Source organism: Pseudomonas sp. Sample_21, from assembly GCF_004307525.1.
GTDB lineage: Bacteria > Pseudomonadota > Gammaproteobacteria > Pseudomonadales > Pseudomonadaceae > Aquipseudomonas > Aquipseudomonas atacamensis.
The window spans coordinates 1-26,089 of record NZ_RCNZ01000021.1 but is presented as its reverse complement, the minus strand read 5'-3'; the positions used below and the strand labels follow the sequence as shown (position 1 = coordinate 26,089).

The window sequence follows — 26,089 nt, the reverse complement described above, 5'->3', positions numbered from 1 at the left end:
CGAGCCTGCTCGCGATGGCGATGGCTCAGTCGACATTGATGTTGCATGTCAGACCGTATTCGCGAGCAGGCTCGCTCCCACAAGGGGTACTGCGTCAGTTCACAAAAGGATTAGCGAGTCGACACCGGGCGTTTCACCCAGACTGGCGACAGGTTGCTGCCGTTGCCGGTGACGTACAGCACGGCTGCCTCACCACGCTCCAGAGCGACCGGTTTCACGTCGCCGACTTTCTTGTCGCCTTCGTACAGCGCCAGGCTGACTTTCACCGGGTTGATTTCACGTTCGCCACGGCCCTTGGCTGCCACGTTCGGCACCACTTCGGTCTTGCCGTCGGCGGTCTTCAGGGTCAGCGGTTTGTCGCTGAGGTTCTGTACACGAACCAGGGATTTCTGCTTGTTCTTGAACGGCGGCTCTTCGATCAGTTGTGGCGCGCCGGAAGCGTTGTTGACCAGGGTGTAGTAGTGGTCACCAGCGAGTTTGACCGGCAGGGTCTGGCTACCAACCTTGGCGCTGTAATCGCCGCCCGGCATGAAGCTGAAGTCGCTGCTGGCCAGTGGCGCGATGTCGCTCAGGTTGGTGCTGCCGACAGTGGCGCTGACTTCAGCGTTGCTGGCGTTGTAGACACGCACGAAGGTCGAGCCTTTCGGAGCGGTCGGGCCGTACAGCGCGGCGTCGCCACCGGCGAAGGCTGGGACGGAAAGTACGCTGAGGCCAGCAACCAGTGCGAAGCTTTTAGCGAGACGACGAGGAGTAGTAGTGAAAGTCATGGTGTACCTCTCTTTCAGTTTTGCGCCCGATCGGGCGTCTCGGATTTAGTGTTGATGGCTACGTTTTGTTGGCGGGCGCCGGCTTGTTTGAGCTCTGCGACCCACTGCGGGTCGGCGTCGCCGATTTCGTTGTTCACAGGCAGATATCGTTCAGGAAACTCCCAGATCAGCACTTGTGGCGGGCTGTTCTTGAAGTCATCGCTTTTCAGGTAGCTGAGCATCGGCAGAATCGGGCCATGGCCGTCTTCGGCGTAGTTGACGACGTCGCTGTGCAGCGCTTGTTTGAGCGCACCGACGAAGTTCCAGTTGGGGTTGGCGCTGTAGCTGGTGCCGATCAGCGCGACCGGTACTTCGCTGTTGGCGAACAGGGCGTCGTCACCGGCAGGCTGCTCGGCGGCAACGGTGTTGCGTTTAAGCAGTGGCTCAGGCGCCGGCATCATGTTTTCGAACAGCGGATCGAGCGGCAGGAACAGACGCAGATCGCCCTTGTGCGTGACCTTCTCTGCTGGCGTGGTAACGAAGCGCTGTGGCTCGCCGCTCAGCGGGAATTTCTCGGCAATGGTTTTCGCCAGCGTGTTGGCGGCGATCTCGGCGCCTTCCGGCGTCCAGTGGGTGTCGGTGCGCAGGAACACTTGCTGACCGTTCTGCTTGGCCTGTTGCAGCGGGCCGAGCAGGTCAGGGGCGAGGATCTTGTCGGCCGCGACACGGGCGTGGAAATCCTGATACAGGTTCTGGTGAATGCTCGAAGGCTTCACTTCATCCAGATGCTCCGGATACAGACGCACCTTGGCCGGGACGATCGCCATCACCAGTTTCACGCCTTTCTCTTTCAGGGTCTGGCGCACGCCTTCGACCAGCGCGTAGTTGCCTTGCAGGTTCTGCTGTTCGTTGACGATCGGGTTGAATTCTTCATCGCTGTACAACCACTGGTCGCGGCCGAGCACAACGCCCGGACGACCTTCGTTGAACAGTTTGAAATCCAGCGCGGCCCAGAGGTTGGTGCCCAGACGCTTGATCGGGAATTCATCGTCGTAGTGGGTTTCCACCGCCTTGGTCCAGCGGCCATTGAGCACCGTCGCGTCGGCGTTGGTGCTGAAGCCGAAGAAGCTGCGAATCGACCAAAGACCGAGGACCAACAACGTCACCAGGAACAGGGCGATGTAGAAGATGCGTAATGAGCGGGTCATGTCAGATCCCTCAGAACTGGAAGTAAAGGAACGGCGAGAAGCTTTGCGCCGAGAGTTTGAGAATCGAGGCGATGAACAGCAGCAGGATCAGCCCGCGCATCACGTAGCGCGACCAGTCAGCGGTCCAGTAAGCCGGTTGCACCTGGGCTTCGACGCCGACGGTGTAGCCAGGTTCGTGGATGCTCGCCGGATTTTCCCCAGGCGCTGCCTTGATCATTCCCGGCGTCGCCGTGGCAGGGCCATCGGCCTCGACGTTGACTTCCGGTTTGGTCTTGGCTGGCGGCTGATTGGTGTACAGATCACGCAGGCCGAAGAACGCCAGGGTCACGTAAGCCACCACCAGGGTTGCCACTTGCAGACCGGTGAGGCTGGCCTGATTGAGTTCCGACAGCGACCAGTCGCCGAAGCTGAACATTGCACCGTACATGCGCCCGGCAACGTGCAGGTTCTCGGCACGGAAGATCACCCAGCCCATGACTACCAGCAGGAAAGTCAGTGCCCAGCGGATCGGGTTGAGGCTGCGCGGCGATGTGTTCAGGCCGAGCATTTTTTCGATCGCCAGCCACATGCCGTGCCAGGCGCCCCAGATGATGTAAGTGATGTTCGCGCCGTGCCACAGACCACCGAGCAGCATGGTCAGGAACAGGTTGCGATAGGTCATCAGCGTGCCTTTACGGTTACCGCCGAGGGTGATGTACAGGTAGTCACGCAGCCAGGTGGACAGGCTGATGTGCCAGCGGCGCCAGAACTCGGTGATCGACTGGCTGATGTACGGCTGTTTGAAGTTTTCCATGAAGCGGAAACCCATCATCAAGCCCAGACCGATGGCCATGTCGCTGTAACCGGAGAAGTCGAAATACAGCTGCGCGGTGTACGCCAGCGCACCGAGCCAGGCATCACCCGTGGTCGGGTTCTGCAGGGCGAAGCAATGGTCGGCGACCACGGCGAGGGTGTCGGCGATGAAGACCTTCTTGATGAAACCCTGCATGAACCGCGTGCAGCCCTCGGAGAATTTGTCGAGGGTGTGCGTGCGGTTGTTGAACTGATCGGCGAGGTCGCGAAAACGCAGGACCGGGCCGGCAATCAGGTGCGGGAAGATCGCCACGAATGCTGCGAAGTCGATCAGGTTGCGCGTGGCCGGAGTGTCGCCACGGTACACGTCGATGATGTAGCTGATCGATTCGAAGATGTAGAACGAAATACCGATCGGCAGCAGCACGTGGGTGAGGATGAACGGCTCGAGACCGAACGAAGTCATGATCTCGTTGATGCTGTCGACACCGAAGTTGGCGTACTTGAAGTAGCCGAGGATGCACAGGTCGACGGCCACGCCGAGCAGCAGCCAGCGCTGCGCCGGTTTGGTTCGCACGCCGGCAGCACCGACCTTGAGGCCGATCCAGTAGTTCCACAGCGTGACCGCTGCGAACAGCGCGAGGAAGTCCACTCGCCACCAGGCGTAGAACACGTAGCTGGCGATCAGCAGCAGCAGGTTGCGATAGCGTTGCCCGCTCAGGTAGTACAAGCCGAGAAAGATCGGCAAGAACAGAAACAGGAACACGTTGGATGAAAATACCATCCCGATCTCTCCATGTTTGAATCAACAGTCAAGGGCCAAAGCCCCCCCAAACCCCCCGTGATAGTGGAGGGGTGACACAGTGTTCGCTTGAGGTCGGAGCTGGCCGTCAGACCGCGCCCCTCACCCCCCGCCCTCTCCCGGAGGGAGAGGGAGCCTGATCTCCATGGTTTTCAAAAATGGGGATCGACCCGGTATTGCCTTGCAGCCTGATCTCACTGCTTTTCAAAGCCCGAGATCGACTCGATATTTCTTTTGCCGCAGTCCGCACTACCACCTCGGTCAGTTCCCTCTCCCTCCGGGAGAGGGCTAGGGTGAGGGGCTTTTGCTCTTCGCCTTTCAGGAACCCTTGTTGCCCTTTTCATGCGACGGGTCGTAGACCTTGGTCAGGTCGCCGCCAAGACGGAAGGTCTTGAACGGTTGCATGTCGCGCTTCTTCTCGATCACATCCGGCGCACAGGTGTAGAGCGTGCAGAACGGTTCGAGCCAGGCGAATTTCATGTCCTCTTTCAGGTCGGTCATGTCCTGCTTTTTGCCGTTCTTTTCCTCGAACTCATCAGGGTCCTTGACGCCGGCCAACACGCGATCACCCAGACGCTTCAGTGCGCCATTGTTTTCCTGACGCAGATCGACACCGTTGACCTGGGCGAAACTGGCGATCATCGCCAGCGGCGGCAGGGCGTAGTTGTGATAGGCGAGGGCGCGTTGCTGGCGCTTGAGTTCGTTAGGCAGGAAGCCGTCGGCGTCGACCTGGTTGACGCCAACCTTGTATTCCTTCACCGCCCAATCAAACAGGTCGCGGCGGTTGGTGGCGACGGCGGTCGCCATCACCGACCAGGCGGCCCAGTACGAGTGGTTGTTGGTTTTTTCCAGCGGCAGGTTGTCCCAGTCGCTGACCACCTGATCAGCCATTTTGCTGAACCAGGCTTCGATCAACTGCGCTTCCTGCTGGTGCTGGGCCAGTGGATGCGAGTCGGAGAACTTCAGGCGAATGTACGACGAGGCCATGCTGCCCAGCGCCCATTTGCGCATCGACTTGCCGGTGTGGTTGAAGTCTTTGGACATCAACGCGTCAGCCTTGGCCCACGCGGTCAGCCAGTTGAGCGTGCATTCGAGCTGCTCCGGGCGACCGTCGCGCATGAACTGCATGACGCGCTTGGCGGTGCCGCGTTCCAGCGTGGTGATGTCTTTGGTGGTGTCACGAAAGGCTTTTTCCGACTGCACGTTCAGCGTCGCGCGGGCCTTGTCCGAACCTTCGTATTTGCTGCGAAATTGCAGCGGACCGGTGTATGGCGCCGGCATCGCGTCGCAGCCATCGCTGTTGTCGCCGGTCTTGAATTTATCCACCGGGGCGAAGTAGCCCTGCGGTGGACGCAATGGCGCGGCAGCCTGAGTTGCCCCGGCGAACATCGCCAGGCTCAGGAGTGTCGGTGCCAACAGGTTTTTCAGTTTCGGATTTCGCATAGCAGACCTCATTGCCCGAGCTGCGCGGTCTGTTGACCAGCGCCCGGGAATACGTTGCGTTTGCAGATTTTCGCTTCGACTTTTTGTGGCGCGGCGTCAGGTCCGGCTTCAGGACCCTGGACTTCGACCGCCAGCAGGTTTTGCGAGGCCCAGTCTTCGTCCGTGCGCAGCTCAAAGGCGAAACGACCGTCGGTGTCGGAGGTTTCCGGTTTCTCGATCTTGATGTCCTCGTGGCGACCGTTCATGTACCAGAGGGTGGCTTGCAGGGTTTTCACCGAGGTGTCGGCGAAGCGGATGTCGACCTGATGGTTGGCGTTCTGCAGGTTCAGGTTCTTGCTGTTGACCAGCAGTTCTTGCTTGCTGCCCGGCTTCAGCGTGGCACTGGCGGACATCTGCGCGTCTTTGCCTTCGCAACCGTTATCGAGCAGCGCCATCATCTGGCGATAGATGGTTTCCTGATCGAGGCGATACAGCGGCGAGAATTCCCAGATGAGAATTTTCGGCGGGGTCTTCTGGAATTCTTCGCTGCCCAGGTACTGCAGCATCGAACCTTCGAAACCGCCGCCGGGGAAGGCCACGTTGAGGATGTCGGCGCCGATGGCTTCTTCGAGGAAACCGGCAAAGTTGTAGTTCTTGCCGCTGTGCGATGTACCGACCAGGGTGATCTGCGGATTGCCGGAATCGCCGAACAGGTCGCCGTCACCAGCCTCGCCTTTCGGCTCGGTGGTGAACTGGTCCATGTACTGGATCGCGTAGCTGGTGCCGCACAGTTGCCCGGCCATGTTGTGCAGAGTGCCGGTCTTGCCCATGCGTCCGGAGCGCTTGGTCTCGAATTCACGCTTGGGAATGTCGGCGAAGGCCGGGATCTGCTTGACCTTTTCGGCGACGATTTTTGCCGTGCGCTGGGCACCGTAAGGTGTCCAGTGTTGGTCGCCACGGAAGTAGAAATCGTGGGCGGGCAGGGTGTCCGGCAGCGATTCGTTGGTCAGTGGCGACAGGTCCGGCACCACGTAGCCCATCTTGGCGAAACGGCTGAGCATGGTCTTGTAGTTGCCCAGCGCTTTCTCGTAATCGAACGCGGCTTTTTCCTGCGGGTTGAGCTTGTTGCGGTTCACCAGGCCACGGGTCGGCTGGTAGACGATCACCAGCTCAACGCCTTTGCTCTTGAACGCATCGTGCAACTGTTGCAGGCGCTTGTAGCCGGCCGGCGTGGTGTTGAACTCGGTGCGCAGGTCTTCCTGGGTACGGAACAGCCAGTCGCCCTGGGCCTGTACCAGGGTGGTGAAGTTCTGCTGATAACGCGTGGTGTAGTTCTTCGCGTCATGGGCCGCCGGGCACAGGTTGCAGCACGGCTCGGCGGTGAACTTCGGTGGCGTGACGCTTGCGCCTTCAGCGTCGGCGCGAGCGTTGCCGGCAGCGAGAATGCCGAGGGTCAGGGCCGAGAGGCTGAGCAGTTTGATCATGTGTGGGTGCATAAAAATTATCCTCAGTCCTGCAATTCGGTCTGGCGTTCGACAGGGTCGATCAGCACGGCTTTCTGCTGGCGCACCAACAGATCGAGAATTTCATCCTGGCGCTCGCCGAGGATGCCGTTGAAGCTGATCCCGCTGGACTTGGTCGGCGCCAGCATCGACACGCGATACAGCTCGACACTCAGCGGCGAGTCGATCGACAGCGGGCCGCTGCCATTGGCCGCCAGCTCGCCGCCGACGACGATCAGCGAGACCTGCGCGTCGAACGGGTCGAGCTTGATGTCACGGTCGGTGTCGGTCAGGTCCTTGATGTGGCCGTAGATACCGGTCAGGCCGTTGGTCATGGCAACATTTTCGTAGAGGCGGATGTTCACGCTGTTACGGATACGAATGCCGTGACGGGTATTGCTGATGACCTTGTTGCCCCACAGCAGGTTGTCGGCAGACTCGTAGAGCGTGATGCCGTCGGTGTGGTTCTTGTAGATCTCGTTGTAGGCAATGATGTTGTTGACGCTGTTACGGTCGATCACCAGGCCCGACAACTTGTTGTCGAAACTCTTGTTGTTGAAGATGAAGCTGTCGTTGACCTCACGGGAAATAATGATCCCGTGCTTCTTCTTCGTGCCGTGAACGGTGTTCTCGGCAATGATCAGACGGTGCGAGCGGTCATGCGGGTCGATGCCGTAGACGATGTTGTCTTTGTAGGTGTTGCCCTTGACCACAAAGTCGCTGGTTTCGTAGCAGTAGAAGCCGTACCACATGTCCGAGAACTCGGAGCCGACGATCCAGCCGGTCGGTTCCGGGCGCTTGAGGACTTTGGCCATGTTCGGCGTGTACTGGGAAATACTCACCCCGTACGACTTACTGTTGGCGTAACCGAAACTGGCCATCTTGCTGTTGACGATGTAGGTCTCGGTGCCGCCCCAGGCGAGCAGGAACGGACGGAATTCCTTCGGCGAACGGAAGGTCGCCGGGCCGTTGTCCTTCTCGCGCCAGCCGGTGACTTTGGTGTCACGCACAAACAGTTTGCCGTCGTTGACCAGGAACGAACCGGCCTCTTGGGACAGGCGCAGTTCCTGGGTCTGACCATCGATTTCGAGGATGCCTTTCTCGCCGACCACGATCGGCAATTTGGCCAGGTACACGCCCGGGGACGTCTCGCTGAAATACTGCTTGGGCAGTTTTTTCGCCAGATCCTTGAGGTTCATGTAGCCGTCGTCGATGAAGATGGCCTGCGGGATGCCGTGCTGACGCACCACCCATTCGGCCATCTTGTTATCGCCGCCGATGAAGTCCTTCAGGGCGTTTTCCTGCATCATCCGGCGCACGCTGATCTTGCCCGGCTTGCTGCGCACGATCTTCGCGGCAGCGGCTTCGGCGGTGAAGCCGGAGAGGTCGGGCAGTGTCGGCTTGGCCAGTTTCAGTGCGTCGGTCGGCGCGCTGCTGACGGTGTAGGTCTTGGCCTGTTGCAGTTCTTTGGCCACGGTCGCAGGTTTCGCCGGTTCAACATTGGCGAAGGCGCCGGCGCTGGCCAGCAGCATCGCGCCGGCCAGCAGGCTGAGTGAGCCTGTTCTGGTGCTGATCATGTCGGGCACTCCCTTGGCGGTTTGCATCAGAAGCGCCAGATCACGTCAATGAATGCGCGGTGCATGTAGGAATCAACCTGGCTGCCGTAGGCATCGCCCGGTTTGAATACACCGCCACGGAAACGCACCAGTGCCGAAGGCTCGTCGATCGACTGGCTCAACGCCGCCGGCAACAGGCCTTGCTTGAAGTACTTGGTGACGACCAGGTCCATTTCCTGACCCAGGTCCTTGTTGCCATCTTCAAGCGGCAAGGATGTGCTGGAGAGGATTGCGCCGGTGACGTCGTCGGTGTTGTTTTCCACCGCATTGATGCCGTTGCTGCCGACCGGCTTGTTGCCGTCGACACGCCAGAACTTGTGGTAGATCAGGCTGGCGTCGTACTCGTCGTTGACCATCCACGAACCGAACAGGGTGGCGGTCTGCATATTGTTCATTTCGCCACGGAACGCTTCGCCGAAACGGTGCACGCGCGAGCGGGTACCGGTGTAGTTGGAGCGGTTGCTCTCCAGACCGTTCTGCTCGTAATCGGCACTGGCGCGGGCGTAGGCACCGCCGACTTGCCACTGCGGATCGAGGCGCAGACGTACGCCGACGTCGGCTGCCCAGCCGCTGATGTCATCGCTGCGCTTGGCTTGTGTCGGGCGCGTGCCGTCGGCGTTCAGCGCATTGACCGTGTCGCGGTCGCCGCTCATGCCGGTGATGCTGCCCCAGTAGTTGACGGTGTTGGTGTTGCGCCAGTTGTAGGCGTCGCTGTCGGCAGTCAGGCCGATCCAGCTGATGTCGCCGTTCTCGGTCTTGTCCAGCGAATCGCGCGGGACGCCCGGCTCGGCGTAATCGAGTTTGCCGTCATCGTGACTGTGGTGGCCGCGAATGCCGACCCACTGGCCCGGCGTCCACTGGTAAGCAGCGTCGGCGTAGGCGTGCAGGCGATCCTTGTCTTTCGGTGCCAGCTCTTTCAGGTCAGTGCGGTATTCGCTGAAACGCTCGGCAACACCGGCGTTGGCCCGCAGCAGGGTGGTGTCGAAGGTCCAGTTCAGCGCTTCGATGTTGGTGTCGCGCCATTGGCCGTCGTCATTGCGCAGACGCTGACGACCGAACTTGAGGATCTCGCCAGGGTAGGGCGTGAAGCCGCTGTAGCCGACCCAGAACTCGCGCATCGCCAGGTAGTTTTTCTTGGTTTCGCGATCGCCGCTGTCGGTGGTCTGTTCGCCGTCCGATTGTTGCAGGGTGTCGGTCTCGATGATGTCGGTCGAGGTCACCGCCTGCCCCATCGCATAGGCGCTCCACGCGCCGCTTTCGCCGTAGATCCATGGACGCAGGTCGAGGCCCACGCCGTTGACATCGCCGCCGCCGGCAGTGCCGAGGTCACGGTCGTCTTCGGACTGGCCGGTGAGTTTCACTTCCAGACCGAAGTTCTTGCTTTCAGTCATCGCAGCCAGTGTCGGGCAAGACCAGAGCAGCGCGAAGGTGAGGCCAATACCGGCCTTCACGAATGGGTTCAGCTTCATAGTTTTTCCTCGCCGTCTTCTTCTTGCAGGGCGTGCAGTTGCAGCGTGTTCGAATTCAGGGCGCCACGGCTGGCCTGTTCCTGTTGCAACAGGCGGCGGGCTTCGGGCAGGCGCTCGGGCGGCAATTGCGCCTCGAGGGTCGCTGCCAGTTCATCGGCTTGCGGGGTGTTCTGCGCCTTGGCCAATTGGCTGAACACGTAAGCGTTCAGCGGGTCGGGCTTGGTGCCCTTGCCTTGCGAGAACAACTGGGCGATGGCGAAGTCGGCACTGTTCTGGCCGTTGCGCGCAGCGGTCAGCAGATGGTCGAGAGCTTTCTGCGGATAGACCTTGCCCAGGTAGCCACGACGGTAGATCTGGCCGAGGTAGTAATCGGCAGCGACTTCGCGGCCGACGGCTTTCTGGAAATGTTCCTCGGCGACTTTCGCGTCAGCCGGGACCATTTTGCCTTCGTAGTAGACCTTGCCCAGCAACAGTTCGGCGCGCGGCTGGTCGGCGGCGCGACCGTTGTCCAGGTACTTCATCATCTGGTCGACGTCGCCCAGTTCGGGGAAGTCGTAAAGCAGTTGGGCGAGGGTGACCCACGATGCCGGGTAGCCCGGAGCGATCGGCTCGAGCAGCGCCTGCGCGGTTTTTTCGTCAGTCTTGCCCAGGGTCGAATCGGCCAGCACGCGGGCTACGGAGTCGACACGCTGCGCGGTGACGGTGCCACGGCTGTAACCGGCCTGCATCTGCTTGATCAGCTCGGCCTGTTGCTCCGGCTGGCCACGTTTCTGGTAAACGGTAGCCAGTTCGACGTAGCAGATGTCAGTGGTGTTGAGCGCGGCCTTGCAGATCTTTTCCACGTCATCCAGATGCTGGTCGTAAGTGCCCTGGGTGCGATACAGCAGCACCTGCGCCAGACCCGCTTCCGGGTAGCCCGACTTGCGCCACTGATCGATCTGCTGCTGCGCGTTGATGTTGGGGAAGCTGTGCGGGTATTGCAGATACAGCATCGCCAGCGGGATCAACGTGTTGCCTTCGCCATTGGCGGCGGCTTTTTTCAGCAGGGTTTCGGCTTCGTGGTGCTCGGCTTCGGTGGAGCCCGGCTTGGCCACCAGCAGACGACCCAGACGTGCCTGGGCACGCGGCGACACGCTGGCCGCTGCGCGGTAAGTCGCTTCGGCCTGTTTCATCTGCGCCGGGTCGCGGCTGTCGACCTGGATATCAGCCAGGCCTACTTGCGCCTCGCTGTAACCCAGATCGGCCAGTTGCTGGTAATTCTGCGCAGCGGTGGCGGTGTCGCCACGCTTGAGCGCTTCGTTGGCCAGACGCTGATCGGGCAGCCCGGCGCAACCGGCTAGAGAAACTGCTAGTGCCAGCGAGCACACCATCAATCCCATGTGGGAGCGAGCCTGCTCGCGAAGCAGTCGACTCGGTACTTCAGACAAACCGCGCTGGCCCTTTCGCGAGCAGGCTCGCTCCCCCAGGGTCGGCGGTGTGTTCAAGTTATGCGTAGTCACAGGCATGTCCTCGACTTAAAGACCGGCAGCCATGGCTTTGTCGATCAGCCAGTTCAGGTTCGGGCCACGGTCGCTGTTCACTTCCACCGGGCGGCCGGCCAGGCTGCTGTCGAGCGGCTCGTCAGGCTGGATCTGTACGCGGATGTCGGAGGACAGGTCGGCGCTCTTCAGGCTGGTGCTGCTGACGATCTTGCCGGTGCGGGTCTTGTCTTCGCCGGCGATCTGGAAGCTCACCGGTGTGCCCGGACGCACGTCGCCGAACTGGCGATAGGAGAAGCGTGCTTCAACGTTGGCCTGGGTGTTGCGCGGCACCAATTGGAAGATCACGTCGCCCTTGCTCGCGTACTGACCGTCAGCCACCAGTTGCTGGGCCACGGTGCAATCGCACGGCGAGGTCAGGGTGCCGGTCATTTGCTTGCCGAACAGTTCTTCAACTTTGGCCGGGGCCAGTTGGTCTTCGGCCAGATGGCCCTTGAGTACGTCGAGCATGCTGGTGCTGAAGGTCGCCAGCGGTGCGCCTTTGGCGGCAACGCCGTCGGACTTGACCAGGCTCTGCACGGTGCCGTCACGCGGCATGGTGATGTTCATCCCCGGCACGCTGACCAGACCGGCCTGGGCGTGGCTGACGAAGTACATGCCGTACACCGACTTGAAGATGAAGCCGGCAGCGACCAGGCCAACGGCGAAAATACCGGCGCTGAAGGTCACGGCTTTCAGGCGGCCGAACGGGGTCATGCCGGTGTCGTTGGTCTTGTTCTTGCGCGCCTTGGTGAAGTTGTCGCGCTGCAGGGTCGCCAGCACTTCGCCGATGCTGACGATGTCGCCGGCCAGGTGCGAAGTGATCAGGTGGCGCAGGGTGGAAATGTCCTGCGGTTCGAGGTTCTGGAACTGGCAGCCGGCGCGGCCGGTGGCGCGATCGAAAGAACGCACCTGCAGTTCAACGTCCATGGCCAGGCCGAGGTTGTCGATGACAAATTGCAGACGCGCCTTGTACACCTCGCCGATGGTCAGCGGCATCTGCCCGGCGTTGAACGCCAGTCCGCCAGCCGACAGATCGAGGACCCGCGCTTCGAGCGGCGTCCGGTCAGGGCCGAAGAAACGCAGCTTGGCCGGGATTTTCACGCGAGCGTGCTGGCGCTGGGCTTCGGATTCATGCACTACGTTGACGTTGACGGCGGTATTCATAGGGGCGATTTCCTTGTTAATTCAATAGGAGCGGGTCAGACCATCATCAGCAGCACGGCGACAAAAATGCTGCCGGCGGAGAAGGTCATGGTCCGAGACGACCAGGTGTTGAACCAACGTTGAAAGCTGGCGAGATCACGGGTCAGGGATGTGGGCTGGCGAGTCCAGGATTGTTGGTCGAGGCGGAAGAACACGTAGATCTTCACCAAGGCGCCAACGATCTGGTTGTAATACAGAATCGCCGGGTAAGCAGGGCCGATGCGGTGGCCGGAACACGACAGCAACAGCGTCAGGATCAGGCGGGTGATGCCGATCCACAGCAGGTACACGAGGATGAATGCGGTGCCGTACTTGAAGCTGGCGATCAGTGCGACGGTCAGGCCGAGCAGCGAAGTCCACATCGACACGCGCTGGTCGAACAGCACCACCGAGGTGAACGCGCCGAGGCGACGGATACCCAGACCCAGTGCACGGGAGTTCTGGCGCAGGTTGTTGCCGTACCAGCGGAACATCAGCTTGCGGCTGGCCTTGATGAAGCTCTTTTCCGGCGGATGCTCAACGGTGTTGATCGCGGCGTCCGGCACGTAGAAGGTGTCGTAACCCAGGCGCATCAGGCTGAACCAGCTCGACTTGTCGTCGCCGGTCAGGAACTTGAAGCGGCCCAGACGCCAGTGTTGCAGCGAGTCGCTTTCAACGTCGGCGATGAATTCCGGATTGGTCACCACGGAGGCTTTGAACACCGACATCCGACCGGTCATGGTCAGTACGCGCTTGGACAGGGCCATCGAGCACATGTTGATGTGGCGCTGGGCGAAACGCAGCTTGTGCCATTCGCTCATGATGTAGCCGCCGCGCACTTCGCAGAACTCGTTGGTGGTCAGGCCGCCGACATTGCCGAACAGCTGGAACCACGGCACGGTCTTGCGCACGACGCCTTCGCCGAGCACGGTGTCGCCGTCGATCACGGCCACCACGGCACGGTCGTCCGGCAGGTGACGGGAGATCGCGCGGAAACCGAAGGCCAGACCATCGCGCTTGCCGGTACCGGGAATACGCACGAAGTCGAGCTTGACCCGCTCAGGCGGATTCATCCGCGCCCACAGCGCCTTGACCAGCAGCTCGTCGGACATTTCCACGATCGAGCAGACAATGGTGGTCGGCAGTTCGCAGTCGATGGCTTCGCGGATCACCGAGCTGTAGACCTGCGCGGTGGTCAGCGCGTCAATACGAAAGCTGGTGACCATCAGAAACACATGCGACGGATCGGCCGCTTTACCCAGCTTGCGTACTTTGCGACGCAAGTGCGGGTAAACGATGTAGAGAAAAATCATGCCGCGCACAAAGTGCGTTGCACCCATCGAGTAGCGCCAGATACCCACGGCGCCAATCAGGAAAATGAAGTCCTTGGACTCGGAGTCGAATGTGGACGTGGGCAGCATCAAGGCCAGGCCCATCAGCAGACTGAGATAAAAAAGCCAGCCGGCTGATTGCAGAAAAAAATGTTTGAGCTTGGTCATAACCGTCATCCGAAGGTGATGGAGGCTTCAAGCCGCAAGCGTGTTGCCTTTGCTTGCGGCTTGAAGCTTGAGGCTTGCCTTACCAGCAAATGCCTTCGGTGCGGCTACCGGCGCTGGTGGGCTTGGACATGAAGCCCACCAGGTCGATGACTTGCTTGCCGTGCGGCGCTTCCTGGGCCAGCGAACGGAATTTCTCGTCGCGGTTGCCGAGGATGATCACGTCGGAGTTGTCGATCACCGAGTCGAAGTCGGAGTTGAGCAGGGACGATACGTGCGGAATCTTCGATTCGATGTAGTCCTTGTTCGCACCGTGGACACGGGCGTATTCGACGTTGCTGTCGTAGATGCTCAGGTCGTAACCCTTGCCGATCAGCATTTCCGCCAGTTCGACCAGCGGGCTTTCGCGCAGGTCGTCGGTGCCGGCCTTGAAGCTCAGACCGAGCAGGGCGACTTTGCGTTTTTCATGGCTTTCAACGATGTCGAAAGCGTTCTGCACTTGCGATTCGTTACTGCGCATCAGCGAGTTGAGCAGCGGCGCCTCGACGTCCAGGGAACCGGCGCGGTAGGTCAGCGCACGTACGTCTTTGGGTAGGCACGAACCGCCGAAGGCGAAGCCCGGGCGCATGTAGTACTGGGACAGGTTCAGGGTCTTGTCCTGGCAGACTACGTCCATCACTTCACGACCATCGACGCCGACCGCTTTGGCGATGTTGCCGATCTCGTTGGCGAAGGTCACTTTGGTCGCGTGCCAGACGTTGCAGGTGTACTTGATCATCTCGGCAACGGCGATGTCCTTGCGGATGATCGGTGCGTCGAGTTCTTCGTACAGCGATTGCAGAACGTCGCCCGAGGCGGTATCGAACTCGCCGATTACGGTCATCGGTGGGTGATCGTAGTCGGCAATGGCGGTGGATTCGCGGAGGAATTCCGGGTTGACCGCTACGCCAAAATCGACGCCAGCCTTCTTGCCCGAGCAGTCTTCCAGAATCGGGATGACCACGTTGGCCACGGTGCCTGGCAACACGGTGCTGCGCACGACGATGGTGTGACGGGTGGTTTTTTCACGCAGGACAAAACCGATCTCGCGGCACACGGCCTCGATGTAGTTCAGTTCCAGGTCGCCGTTCTTTTTGCTCGGCGTGCCGACGCAGATCATCGACAGGTCGGTATCACGAATCGCCTCGGCGAAGTTGGTCGTACCGCGCAGACGAGCGGTCTGGACTCCCTGTTGCAGCAGTTCGCCCAAGCCCGGTTCTACAATCGGCGATTTGCCGGCGTTAATCATGTCGATCTTGTCTTTGGCAACATCGACGCCAACTACGTCATGGCCCCGTGCAGACAGGCAACCGGCACATACTGCGCCAACGTAACCCAAACCAAATATGCTGATGCGCATCGCAATTACCTCTGTATATATCAGGCCTTAGAGGCCGGAGTTAATGGTGTTCAGCGGTCACTAGTGCACTCGGAAGTGCGGCTTACAGGCGCAACAATGCCGTGTGCAGGCATACAAAGTTCCGAGTGTCTAATAAGTGCACTCAAGATGTGCGCAACTAGGCCTTGTTGTTATGACTTGCCCTGTTATGCAGCCGATCTTCCGTGCGGGAAGACTCTAGTGCAGTCGTGTAGCCTGCTCGACGTCCGGTAGGGAGCCGGTAAATCAAGCAGTTAGGTGCTCAGGCGAGCACGTTTATAGGGGCGCGGCCTTGGCCTTTGTAGGGGATATTAATGGTGCGTATCTCCTGTCCTTCGATTGTTTTGAGACTAGTTAGTCACTCAGGCAAGTTGCTGTGATAACTTGGTTACATGGCTATCAGCTCTGCGTAAGTTATCTCGTACAAACTCGGCGAGAATCGTTACCGGTGGTATGAGCAACGCATTTGGACATAGTTCCAGCCCGCTCATCGTGCCAGCCGAAATTTTTTGAAATATTGATGAAGATGGCACTGGGTGCAAATTGATAGCACTAACGATTTCGCCCTTTAATTATCGGGGCGAAACCGGGGCCGATAGTTTTGTGCCACTACGGGTAAAAAATTTAGGTGCCACTACTGAAAAAAAACTTCAGTGTCGAGTGAAACTAAAATTAGAAAATAGAGTGTGGTTTTATTGGCGCCATGAATTTGGCGATATGTCGCGGGGGGATTTTGACTTCGGGCGGACTGCACGACTCCTGACGAAAAGAGTCGTGCAAAGGGCATGCTTTATTCCGGGGCGTGGTCGCGCAAAAACACCAGATTGTCGGGTTTCGACTGCTCGGCGCTGTAGCGATAACCCTGTACATCGAATTGCTTGAGCTGAGCCGGGTCGTTGATGCGTTCCTGGATAACAAAACGGCTCATCAGACCGCGCGCTTTCTTCGCGTAGAAACTGATGATCTTGTACTGACCGTTCTTCTGATCCTTGAACTCGGTGTTGATGATCCGCGCCTTCAACGCGCTGCGCTTGACCGCGGAAAAGTATTCGTTGGATGCAAGGTTGAGCAGTACGTCATCGCCTTGCTCGGCCAGCGCTTCGTTCAGCCACTCGCTGATGCGCGTGCCCCAGAACGCATACAGATCCTTGCCACGGGCGTTGGCCAGTTTGGTGCCCATTTCCAGGCGATAGGGTTGCATCAGGTCCAGCGGCCGCAGCAGGCCATAAAGGCCAGAGAGCATGCGCAGGTGCTTTTGCGCGTAATCGAATTGCGCCTCGCTGAAGGATTGCGCGTCGAGGCCGGTGTACACATCACCCTTGAAGGCGAGCAGCGCCTGCTTGGCGTTCTCTGGGGTGAAGGCGGGTGTCCAGCTGCCGAAACGCGCGGCGTTGAGGCCACCGATCTTGTCGGACACGTGCATCAACTCGCTGATCTGCGCCGGACTCAGCTCGCGCAACTGCTGGATCAATTCCTGGGAATGGTCGAGGTACTGCGGCTGGGTGAAGCGCTGGGTCGCCGGCGGTGTTTCGTAGTCGAGGGTCTTGGCGGGGGAAATCACCATCAGCATGAAGTCGTCTCCTTTAATCGTGGGGGCGATTCTAGGGGGTTGTTCTTGTTGACTCCAGCTATGGGGGTTATAGGTCGGTGCAAGTGCCGGGATTTGCGACGGTTGGTGGATTTTACCCTCACCCCAGCCCTCTCCCAGAGGGAGAGGGGGCCGATGTTCGCTGGATTCAAATTTGAGTTCGACTCGATAGCTCAGGTAGACGGATATCGAAAGAACCGCTCGGTCAGCTCCCTCTCCCTCTGGGAGAGGGCTGGGGTGAGGGTGACGACCTTGAATCTTGCACATCAGCTATAGTGCCGCGCGGGTTTTGTTATGGAGACATCCCTTTGCGCATTGTTCTTATATTCACCGCGTGGCTGCTGAGCTTCGGCGCCATGGCGGCGCCCGGCGACGCGGCGACGCTGGATCGCACGACCTGGCCGGAGCAGCTCAGCAATCCGACCCTGTTCGACGTCGCGTCGCGGGCGGAAATCCTCATGTTCGCTCGCGGCCTGCTCGGCACCGAGTCCATCGACGAGGCGGCACTGGCCCAGCGCCTGGGCCTGCGCACGGTCAATATCGATGCGGTCAATCAGCTGCGCCAGCGCCTCTGGCAGCGCTTGCTCGCCAACTACAACCACGCCCAGCAAAGCTGCGATCAGGACGCCTCGTTCTGCTTCCTCGTCGAAGACCTGCCGACCCTGCGCGAGCAGGCGGCCAAGTTCGTGGTCAGCGACGACAGCTATTACACCAAATGGGCCGAGCCGAGCCGGATCTTCCATCTGCAGTACCTCGACGAGCTGATGCGCAAGGCGGCGCTGTCGCCGCAAACCAGTAACGAATTCGATCGTTTCGGCGACTACGAGCGCAACGGCGACGACATGCACGACCGGCTGTTTCTGCTGACGTTCGACAGCGCCGCCAACGTGCAACCGGACAACACCGACTGGCTGGCCGAGTACCTGCGCAAATCGAACCTGAGCGGGACATTCTTTGTCCTGGGCAAGGATATTCAGGCACGACTCGCCGGCCGTTCGGTCAGCAGTCTGCAGGCGAGTTTCTCCCGGCAGTGCGTGGGCGTGCAGGGCTGGGAGTTCCGCTCCCACAGCCATTGGCAGGACTGGCAGGATTCGGTACGGCGCAGCGCCGATCTGGTGAAGAACAAACTGCCGGAAAACTACGTGCCGCTATTCCGTCCGCCGGATGGCCAGCGCCGCAGTGACGCGCAAGGTTTTTTCAATAGCCAGGGCCTGCAAGTGGCACTGTGGGACATCGATGCCCAGGACGGTGCCGGCAAGCTCAAGGGGCCGGCCAGCGCGCAGCGAGTGTTGACCCTGATGCTGCTGTGGCGGCACGGGGTGATCAATTTCAACATGAAACAGGATGCGGTGAAGACGTCGCTGCCGTGGCTGATCACCCAGACTGCGCAGAGCGGCATTGGCTGGGAAGACTGTCAGGACGCGTTTCGTTGAGAAACGACAAAAAGCCCGGAAACATTGGGCTTGGGGTAATTTTCAGGAGGAATTCGATGCAGGCGGACTTCCGACTTTAGCGGGGTACGGGGAGTCCGCCAAGGGCTTTTCGTCACTCTGCAAAATAAACTTAAAAAAACCGTCAAAGTGCTTTTTTATGTCATCGGTTTTGGAGTATTACGAAGACAGACCGCCGAAACCTGCAACACAGGTGGCGTCTTCCCAGACTCCTATTGTGTGCAGCTCATCCAGGCCCTCGTGGATGAATTCGGCAGTCACCTCGAGGCGCAGCACTGTCAAGGTATTGCGTCGAATGGCTCCCACAAAGGTGACCGAGTATGGATGATCACGGACGCAGCCCTTCCTCCAACCAGCCAATCCTGTATGTACTCGATACCAACGTATTGATTCACGATCCAAATGCCCTGCTGAATTTCGAAGAACACCACGTCGCCATCCCGATGACCGTGCTGGAAGAGCTGGACAAGCTCAAGAGCGGCCATCACAGCGTGGCCGCCGAATGCCGTCAGGCGATCCGCCTGATCGACAAGACGCTGGGCGATGCGTCCCCCGAGGACGTCGAACTGGGTGTGCCGATCCAGCGCGGCAAGGGCGGGCCGAAAGGCTTGCTGTCAATTCTGATGAGCAAACAGGCCGAGTCGAACCTGATTCTGCCCGAGCACCTGAACGACAACAAAATCATCAACCAACTGATTGATCTGCATACCCGCGATCCGCAAAAACCGGTGGTGCTGGTCACCAAAGACATCAACATGCGCCTCAAGGCGCGCGCCTGTGGCATCGACGCCGAGGACTACAGCACCGACCAGTTGGTCGATGACGTGTCCCTGCTGCCCAACGGCTACCACAACATGACCGGCTCCTTCTGGGACCGCGTGAGCAAGGTCGAAACCCGTCAGGACCACGGCCGCACCTGGCATCAGGTGCAACTGATCGACAACCTGCCGGCCGTGCACATCAACGAGTTCATCATCGACGAGCAGGGCTTTGTCGGCTGGATCAAGGAAATCCAGGAAGACCGCCTGCTGATCCTCGACCTGCACCAGGAACCGCTGCTGCATCAGGAGGCCTGGGGCCTGAAGCCGCGCGACATCTATCAGAGTCTGGCCCTGTATGCGTTGCTTGACCCGGACATTCATCTGGTCAACCTGTCTGGCGCCGCCGGTTCCGGTAAGACCATTCTGGCGCTGGCCGCTGCGATCGAGCAGACCATGGTCAGCAAACGTTATCGCCGCATTATCGCCACCCGCAGCGTGCAGGGCCTGGACCAGGAAATCGGTTTCCTGCCCGGCACCGAAGCGGAGAAAATGGAGCCTTGGCTGGGCGCCATCACCGACAACCTCGAAGCCTTGCACATGGATGACGAAAACACCCATGGCAGCGTCGACTACATCCTCAGCAAAGTGCCGTTGCAGTTCAAATCGCTCAACTACATTCGCGGTCGCAGCTTCCAGCAGAGCCTGATCCTGATCGACGAATGCCAGAACCTCACGCCGCACCAGATGAAAACCATCATCACCCGTGCCGGCGCCGGTTCCAAAGTGGTGTGCCTGGGCAACCTGGCGCAGATCGACACCCCTTACCTGTCCGCGACCAGCTCCGGGCTGACCTACCTGACCGAACGCTTCAAGGATTTCCCCAACGGTGTGCACATCACCTTGCAAGGGGTGCCTCGCTCGATCCTGGCCGAATACGCCGAATCGCATCTGTAACCCTTCCCACAAGACCGGGCGGCCCTTAAAGCCGCCCGGTTTTTTTATGGATGAATGCATATCTCCTGTGGGAGCGAGCCTGCTCGCGAATGCGGTGTATCAGTCGACATCTATAGTGAATCTGAATCCGCTTTCGCGAGCAGGCTCGCTCCCACAGGGGGCAACGGTGATTTCATAATCAGTGATGCGGATATCTGACCCACAGGTTTACAATCCACGCTCCTGATCAGGAGTAATCCCGTGCTGACTCATCTCGATTCCCAAGGTCGCGCCAACATGGTCGACGTCACTGAAAAAGCCGTGACGTTCCGTGAAGCGACCGCTCAAGCGCTGGTGCGCATGCTCCCTGAAACCCTGCAGATGATCGTCAGCGGCGGCCACCCCAAGGGCGATGTGTTCGCCGTGGCGCGCATTGCCGGGATTCAGGCGGCGAAGAAAACCAGCGATCTGATTCCCCTGTGCCATCCGCTGATGCTGACTGGCGTCAAAGTCGAACTCAGCGCCGAGGGTGAGGACAGCGTGCGTATCGTCGCCCGCTGCAAGTTGTCCGGGCAGACCGGCGTCGAGATGGAAGCGCTGACCGCCGCCAGCGTCGCCGCCCTGACCATTTACGACATGTGCAAAGCCGTCGACCGTGGCATGACCATCGAAAGCGTGCGGCTGCTGGAGAAAGTCGGCGGCAAGAGCGGCCACTTCCAGGCGGAGCAGCCATGAAACTGACCGTGAAGTTTTTTGCCCGCTACCGTGAAGCGCTGGGCGTGGATTCGGTTGCGGTTGAAGGCGATTTCGCTACCGTCGATGACGTTCGCGCACTGTTGGCACAACGTGATGGCGCCGAAGTGCTGAGCGAGCAGAACCTGATGTGCGCACGTAACGAAGACCTCTGCCAGCTCGATGAGCCGGTGGTCGATGGCGACGAAGTGGCGTTTTTCCCCACCGTGACCGGAGGCTGAACATGGCGATTCGCGTGCAGGCCACGCCGTTCGATCCGGGCGCTGAAGTCAATGCGATGCACGCGGCCAATGTCGGCGTTGGCGCGGTGGTGAGCTTTGTCGGTTACGTGCGCGATTTCAACGACGGTCTCGACGTGGCCGGGATGTTCCTCGAGCATTATCCGGGCATGACCGAAAAAGCCCTCGGCAAGATCGCTGTCGAAGCTGAGCAGCGCTGGCCGCTGTTGAAACTGGAAGTGCTGCATCGCATTGGCGCGCTGGAACCGGGCGAGCCGATCGTCTTCGTCGGCGCCGCCAGCGCCCATCGCCAGGCCGCGTTCGATGCCTGCGCCTTCGTCATGGACTACCTGAAAACCCGCGCGCCGTTCTGGAAGAAAGAAAATACCAGCGATGGACCACGTTGGGTCGAAGGACGTGATAGTGATCATGCCGCCGCCGATCGCTGGAAGAAGTAATTCCTGTAGCGCCCCTCAGTACGCCTTCGCGAGCAAGCTCGCTCCCACAATTGGAATGCGTTCCCCTGTGGGAGCGAGCCTGCTCGCGAAGTCATCATCTGCGACACCGAAAATCCTTCCTTCTCTACCCGATTGACGATTTGTACCTGAGAGTCCAGTATGGATTTCCAAGTACAAAAAAAGCTTCTGTCTTGCAGCTATCAGCTTGCCGCTTGTAGCTGCTCTTCTTCGCCAAACCAACAACAACCCGCGAGAGAACGAACATGAAGAAACTCCCCCTCATCACCGGCCTTGCCTTCAGCCTGCTGGCCTGTGCCAGCACCTTTGCCGCCGAGAAAACCTTGCGCATCGGCATCGAAGCGGCCTACCCGCCATTCGCGTCGAAAACCGATAAAGGTGAAATCGTCGGTTTCGACTACGACATCGGCAATGCCCTGTGTGCGCAGATGAAGGTCAAGTGCGTGTGGGTTGAAGGTGAGTTCGACGGGCTGATTCCTTCGCTGAAAGTGAAGAAGATCGACATGGCGCTGTCGTCGATGACCATCAACGAAGATCGCAAGAAGTCGGTGGATTTCAGCCACAAGTACTATTTCACTTCTTCGCGTCTGGTGATGAAGGAAGGCGCTACGGTCGATGATCAGTACGCCAGCCTCAAAGGCAAGAACGTCGGCGTGCAGCGCGCGACCACCACTGATCGTTACGCCACCGAGGTATTCGAACCCAAGGGCATCAACGTCAAGCGCTACAGCAACAACGAAGAAATCTACATGGACCTGGCGGCGGGGCGCCTTGATGCGATTTTTGCCGACACCATTCCGCTCAATGACTTCCTGTCGATGCCGCGCGGCAAGGGTTACGCGTTTGTCGGGCCGGAGCTGAAGGATCCGAAGTACGTCGGCGAGGGTGCGGGGATTGCCGTGCGCAAGGGCAACGGTGAGCTGGTCAGCCAGTTGAACAGCGCCATCGACGGGATTCGCGCGAATGGCGAGTATCAGAAGATTTCCGAGAAGTATTTCAAGACCGATATCTACGGCGATTGATCAAGCGCTTTCGCGAGCAGGCTCGCTCCCACAGGGGTAACGCATTCCAAATGTGGGAGCGAGCCTGCTCGCGAAGAGGCCAGCGCTAGCGATGCAAATCTTCAGCCCTTCAATTCCTTCAAATGCTTGTACACCGTCGCCCGCCCCATGTTCAGCACATTCGCCACGTAGTTCGAGGCGCTCTTGCCCTTGAACGCGCCCTCGGCGTGCAGCGCCAGCACCAGTTCGCGTTTGTGGTCACGGGTCAGCAGATTCAGGCTCAACTGCCGCTCGCGCAACCAGGCGTGGAGGAAGGTGTTGATGCGCTCCTGCCAGTCATCACGGAACAGTGAGTCCGGCTGCGGAATCAGTTTGCTCGGTGACAGGAACAGGTCCAGCGCCGCCTTGGCGTTCTCGAACAGGGAAATATTCAGGTTGATGCACAGCACCGCCAGCGGACGGCTTTCGCTGTCGCGCAGCACGGTGCTCAGGCTGCGAATTTTCTGACCGTCCCAGTTGAGCTTTTCGTACGGGCCGATGTTCCTGTCGCTGACATCCTCGCTGAGCATGTCTTCCAGCGACGAGTCGTCGCCGATCTCGCGCTTGGACAGGTTGTTGGCGATGTAGTCGACCTTCTGCGTGCGCAGGTCGTGCAGCACCACCTCGGCATGGGGAAAGAACAACGTGGCGATGGCATCGGCGATCGCATGGAAGTTATCCAGGGACGAGTCGTTCAGGGCCGGGTCATTTTCTGGGGCGTTCATGGGGTGCGGCTCTTCATACAGTAGAACTCCGGGCAACTTCAGCGCCCCGCAATACGGAGCTCTGAAAGTGTGCCGCAATCATGTCGGCGCGTCACCTGAGGTGGTGAATCAACCCAGACGAGCGAGGGAGAGCATTTCGGCGCTCAGACCGAAGCGGGTCAGTTGTTCGGGCAGGGCTTCACCACGGACCAGCGCGGCACTGGCCTGACCCATCGCGGGTGAGGTCTGGATGCCATAACCCCCTTGAGCCGCCACCCAGAACAGCCCCGGCACCTGCGGATCGAAACCCGAGAGCAAGTCGCCATCACTGACGAAGCTGCGCAGGCCGGCCCAGGTGCGGGTCGGGCGGCGGATTGTCAGGGTGGTGGCTTCTTCGATCTGGTAGATGCCCATGGCGATGTCCAGCTCTTCAGGCTGCACGTCGTGGGGTTCAACCGGGTCGGCGTTGGCCGGCGAGCCGAGGAACATCCCGGCGTCGGGTTTCATATAGAAGGACTCGTCGAGGCTGACCAGCATCGGCCAATGATGGATATCCACACCCTCGGGGCCAGCGAAAATGAACGCGGCCCGGCGTTTCGGTTGCAGGCCCAGTGGTTGTGCACCGGCTAGCGTGCCGATCTTGTCGGCCCACGCGCCCGCAGCATTGATGATGAGGGGAGCGCTGAAAGTCTGGCTGTTGGTTTGCACCTGCCAGGCACCGTCGGTATCACGGCTCAGGCCGAGCACTTCAGTGTCGGTGTGCACTTCGCCGTTATTGCGACGGATGCCACGCAAGTAACCCTGATGCAGGGCGTCGGTGTCGATGTCGCTGGCGGTCGGGTCGTAGATGGCGCCGTGGACTTTTTCCCGGCGCAGGATCGGCAGGCGTACACAGGCCTCCTCGGCGCTGAGCAATTGCATCTCCGGGACCGTGGCTTTGGCGCTCAGGTATTGATTGTTCAATTCGGCCGGATCACCGGTGAAGTCCACGGTCATTTCACCGCGCGGCGTCAGCAGCGGGTGCTCGCAGAAACCGCTGGGCGGGTTGTCGAAAAAATCCCGGCTGGCCTGGGTCAATGCACGAACCTGTGGGGTGCCGTAAGCCGCGGTGTACAGCGCAGCGGAACGTCCGGTGGAGTGATAGGCCGGATGGGATTCACGCTCGAGTACCACCACTCGCCCGTGCTGCGACAGCCAGAAGCCCGTGGAGGCGCCGGCAATTCCGCCGCCGATGATGATGAAGTCTGCCTGGCTCATGAACGTCTCCTGTAGGGGCGCAATTGCCGAAATGGTTGAAAACTCCTGTAGGAGCAAAGCTTGCTCGCGATGACGCCAGCACATTCAACATGAGTGTTGACTGACATGCCGTCATCGCGAGCAAGCTTTGCTCCTACGGGTTTATCTGATGTCAGGGGTGAGACGGTAAATGGCATTGGCCAGCGCAATGTCTTCAAGGCCCAGGCCAATCGAGCGGAAGAACACGTGACGGTCGTAAACGGGACGCGCCACCTTCTCGCTGAGCAGATCCGCCAGGTCGCCGACGATCGCGTTTTTGTCCCAGCCATGCTGCTCGCCGGCGATCAGCATTTCACCGGCCGAGCCTGGGGTGGTCAGGCGATAGTCACAGAACACCCGCATGTCATTGAGGCTCTGTGGTGGCACTTCGTGGGCACGAGGAGCATTGGTGCTGATCGAGGTGATCAGCGCCGGTTTGTTCAGGTTTGACGGGTCGATCACCGGGCCGGCCGATGAGGTGCAGAGCATGATCACATCCGCGTCCTGGATAGCCGTTTCGCGGCTGTCGACGATCTTCAGACGAGGTTCGATGCTCTTGAGCTGGCTCATGGTTTGCGCATCTTCGCTCAGGCCTGGCGAGTACAGGCTGATACTCTGCCAGTCGCGCAGGTTTTTCGCGTAATGCAGGTGCGCTTGAGCAACCTTGCCGCTGCCGATGATCGCCAGGCGAGTCACGTTCAAAGGTGCAAGTGCATCGACCGCCACCACGGTAGTCGCGGCGGTGCGCGCCGTGGTCAGTTCGCCGGCATCACACAACAGCAGCGGCTGACCGGTCTGCATCGACATCAGCAGGGTCCAGGCGGTCACCAACGGCCCCTGTTCGCGCACGATGTAGGGCGACGTCTTGACGCCGTAAACACCGTCTTGCGCCAGCACGCCCAAGTAGTTGATGAAGTCGCCCGCGCCATTCGGAAACTCCACAAGATGCTGCGCCGGTTGCACGGCTTGTCCGGCGGCCAGGTCGCGAAACAGTTTGCGCATGATCTGCGGCACGTCGATCTGTGTCAGCAAATCGCGAGCCTGGGCTTGGGTGATCACATGAGGCGTACTGGACATGGGCGGCTCCGGACATGGAAGTAAACTAATTTGTCTATTATGGACTTTTTGTTTTAACGAGCAAGCCCTGTCGAAAAAGCCGGACGAAAAAAAAGCGCAGTCCGTTTCCGGCTGCGCCTTTTTTGCACGTTGTCCGTTACGGACGCTTGCGCTCAACCGCCCGCAACAGATGCGTCGGTGGTGTTTCACAGCTGATTTTCTTGCCCAACAGCGCCTCGATGGACGGTAGCTGGTAGGAGTCATCTTCACCGGCAAAGCTGATGGACACCCCATCAGCACCGGCGCGACCGGTACGACCGATGCGGTGCACGTAGTCGTCCGGGACTTCCGGCAGGGTGAAGTTGATCACGTGGCTGATGCCGTCGATGTGAATACCGCGACCGGCAACATCGGTAGCAACCAGTACGCGAATCTTGCCTTCGCGGAAGCCTTCCAGAGTCTTGATGCGCTTGTGTTGCGGCACATCGCCGGCCAGTTGCGCAGCGTTGATGCCATCGCGCACCAGGCGTTCTTCAATGCGCCGCACTTCATCCTTGCGGTTGGCAAATACGATTACCCGTTCCCAACCGTTGTCGTTGACCAGGTTGTAGAGCAGTTTGTATTTGTCGGCAGCGGCCACGGCGTAGATGTGCTGCTCGACG

At 59.7% G+C, this 26,089-nt stretch carries 22 protein-coding genes; 6 read left to right on the top strand and 16 right to left on the bottom strand.

What is annotated here, in order from left to right:
• Positions 1 to 110 precede the first annotated feature (110 nt).
• The 12 genes from D8U71_RS01615 to yaaA all read right to left on the bottom strand — a co-directional run bounded on the left by D8U71_RS01615 (position 111) and on the right by yaaA (position 16,742).
• Positions 111 to 767, bottom strand: coding sequence for an alginate O-acetyltransferase AlgF (locus D8U71_RS01615; RefSeq protein WP_016771605.1), 657 nt, complete (start codon positions 765 to 767; stop codon positions 111 to 113).
• Positions 768 to 781: 14 nt separating this feature from the next.
• A complete protein-coding gene (locus D8U71_RS01610; protein ID WP_016771604.1) occupies positions 782 to 1,954 on the bottom strand; it encodes an alginate O-acetyltransferase in 1,173 nt (390 codons plus the stop codon).
• 10 nt (positions 1,955 to 1,964) lie between these two features.
• Positions 1,965 to 3,530, bottom strand: a complete 1,566-nt coding sequence (locus D8U71_RS01605; RefSeq protein WP_024011674.1) for an MBOAT family protein — start codon at positions 3,528 to 3,530, stop codon at positions 1,965 to 1,967.
• 336 nt (positions 3,531 to 3,866) lie between these two features.
• Complete coding sequence (locus tag D8U71_RS01600; RefSeq protein ID WP_123418168.1) at positions 3,867 to 4,991, bottom strand: mannuronate-specific alginate lyase; 1,125 nt, start codon at positions 4,989 to 4,991, stop codon at positions 3,867 to 3,869.
• An 8-nt stretch (positions 4,992 to 4,999) separates the two neighbouring features.
• Entirely contained in the window at positions 5,000 to 6,466 is a 1,467-nt protein-coding gene (locus D8U71_RS01595) for an alginate O-acetyltransferase (protein WP_130887019.1), read from the bottom strand.
• Between the two features lie 11 nt (positions 6,467 to 6,477).
• Positions 6,478 to 8,049, bottom strand: coding sequence for a mannuronan 5-epimerase AlgG (gene algG / locus D8U71_RS01590; protein ID WP_051600606.1), 1,572 nt, complete (start codon positions 8,047 to 8,049; stop codon positions 6,478 to 6,480).
• A 26-nt stretch (positions 8,050 to 8,075) separates the two neighbouring features.
• On the bottom strand, positions 8,076 to 9,557 hold the full coding sequence (locus D8U71_RS01585) for an alginate export family protein (protein WP_123443471.1): 1,482 nt from the start codon (positions 9,555 to 9,557) through the stop codon (positions 8,076 to 8,078).
• Complete coding sequence (gene algK, locus D8U71_RS01580; RefSeq protein ID WP_177434874.1) at positions 9,554 to 11,062, bottom strand: alginate biosynthesis TPR repeat lipoprotein AlgK; 1,509 nt, start codon at positions 11,060 to 11,062, stop codon at positions 9,554 to 9,556. The genes D8U71_RS01585 and algK overlap by 4 nt, the downstream gene beginning before the upstream one ends.
• A 9-nt stretch (positions 11,063 to 11,071) precedes the next feature.
• On the bottom strand, positions 11,072 to 12,241 hold the full coding sequence (locus tag D8U71_RS01575; RefSeq protein WP_024011680.1) for an alginate biosynthesis protein Alg44: 1,170 nt from the start codon (positions 12,239 to 12,241) through the stop codon (positions 11,072 to 11,074).
• A gap of 35 nt (positions 12,242 to 12,276) precedes the next feature.
• Entirely contained in the window at positions 12,277 to 13,758 is a 1,482-nt protein-coding gene (alg8, locus tag D8U71_RS01570) for a mannuronan synthase (RefSeq protein ID WP_162098720.1), read from the bottom strand.
• A 79-nt stretch (positions 13,759 to 13,837) separates the two neighbouring features.
• Positions 13,838 to 15,154, bottom strand: a complete 1,317-nt coding sequence (locus D8U71_RS01565; RefSeq protein WP_125927509.1) for a UDP-glucose/GDP-mannose dehydrogenase family protein — start codon at positions 15,152 to 15,154, stop codon at positions 13,838 to 13,840.
• Positions 15,155 to 15,962: 808 nt separating this feature from the next.
• Positions 15,963 to 16,742 carry a peroxide stress protein YaaA gene (gene yaaA, locus D8U71_RS01560; RefSeq protein ID WP_016771594.1) on the bottom strand — a complete coding sequence of 260 codons (780 nt, stop codon included), beginning with the start codon at positions 16,740 to 16,742 and terminating at the stop codon, positions 15,963 to 15,965.
• 326 nt (positions 16,743 to 17,068) lie between these two features.
• Between yaaA and D8U71_RS01555 the strand changes: the two genes are divergently transcribed.
• The 6 genes from D8U71_RS01555 to D8U71_RS01530 all read left to right on the top strand — a co-directional run bounded on the left by D8U71_RS01555 (position 17,069) and on the right by D8U71_RS01530 (position 22,374).
• Entirely contained in the window at positions 17,069 to 18,193 is a 1,125-nt protein-coding gene (locus D8U71_RS01555) for a polysaccharide deacetylase family protein (RefSeq protein ID WP_130887018.1), read from the top strand.
• 338 nt (positions 18,194 to 18,531) lie between these two features.
• The gene (locus tag D8U71_RS01550; protein ID WP_024011685.1) at positions 18,532 to 19,926 is read left to right on the top strand and encodes a PhoH family protein; all 1,395 of its coding nucleotides are present in this window, start codon (positions 18,532 to 18,534) and stop codon (positions 19,924 to 19,926) included.
• A 240-nt stretch (positions 19,927 to 20,166) separates the two neighbouring features.
• The gene (gene moaC, locus D8U71_RS01545) at positions 20,167 to 20,640 is read left to right on the top strand and encodes a cyclic pyranopterin monophosphate synthase MoaC (protein ID WP_008080206.1); all 474 of its coding nucleotides are present in this window, start codon (positions 20,167 to 20,169) and stop codon (positions 20,638 to 20,640) included.
• The gene (locus tag D8U71_RS01540) at positions 20,637 to 20,879 is read left to right on the top strand and encodes a MoaD/ThiS family protein (RefSeq protein WP_016771591.1); all 243 of its coding nucleotides are present in this window, start codon (positions 20,637 to 20,639) and stop codon (positions 20,877 to 20,879) included. The genes moaC and D8U71_RS01540 overlap by 4 nt, the downstream gene beginning before the upstream one ends.
• Positions 20,880 to 20,881: 2 nt before the next feature.
• The gene (moaE, locus tag D8U71_RS01535; protein ID WP_016771590.1) at positions 20,882 to 21,334 is read left to right on the top strand and encodes a molybdopterin synthase catalytic subunit MoaE; all 453 of its coding nucleotides are present in this window, start codon (positions 20,882 to 20,884) and stop codon (positions 21,332 to 21,334) included.
• A 263-nt stretch (positions 21,335 to 21,597) separates the two neighbouring features.
• Positions 21,598 to 22,374, top strand: a complete 777-nt coding sequence (locus D8U71_RS01530; RefSeq protein ID WP_110646409.1) for an ABC transporter substrate-binding protein — start codon at positions 21,598 to 21,600, stop codon at positions 22,372 to 22,374.
• Positions 22,375 to 22,475: 101 nt separating this feature from the next.
• On the opposite strand, the gene D8U71_RS01525 is transcribed toward D8U71_RS01530, so the two are convergent.
• From D8U71_RS01525 to D8U71_RS01510, 4 genes are all read right to left on the bottom strand, one after another.
• On the bottom strand, positions 22,476 to 23,117 hold the full coding sequence (locus D8U71_RS01525) for a PAS domain-containing protein (protein ID WP_130887017.1): 642 nt from the start codon (positions 23,115 to 23,117) through the stop codon (positions 22,476 to 22,478).
• A gap of 108 nt (positions 23,118 to 23,225) precedes the next feature.
• Entirely contained in the window at positions 23,226 to 24,353 is a 1,128-nt protein-coding gene (locus tag D8U71_RS01520; RefSeq protein ID WP_130887016.1) for an FAD-binding oxidoreductase, read from the bottom strand.
• Between the two features lie 141 nt (positions 24,354 to 24,494).
• The gene (locus D8U71_RS01515; RefSeq protein WP_130887015.1) at positions 24,495 to 25,448 is read right to left on the bottom strand and encodes an ornithine cyclodeaminase family protein; all 954 of its coding nucleotides are present in this window, start codon (positions 25,446 to 25,448) and stop codon (positions 24,495 to 24,497) included.
• 136 nt (positions 25,449 to 25,584) lie between these two features.
• Positions 25,585 to 26,089 (bottom strand): helicase-related protein (locus tag D8U71_RS01510; protein WP_277751616.1); only part of this gene is annotated, 505 nt, incomplete at its 5' end.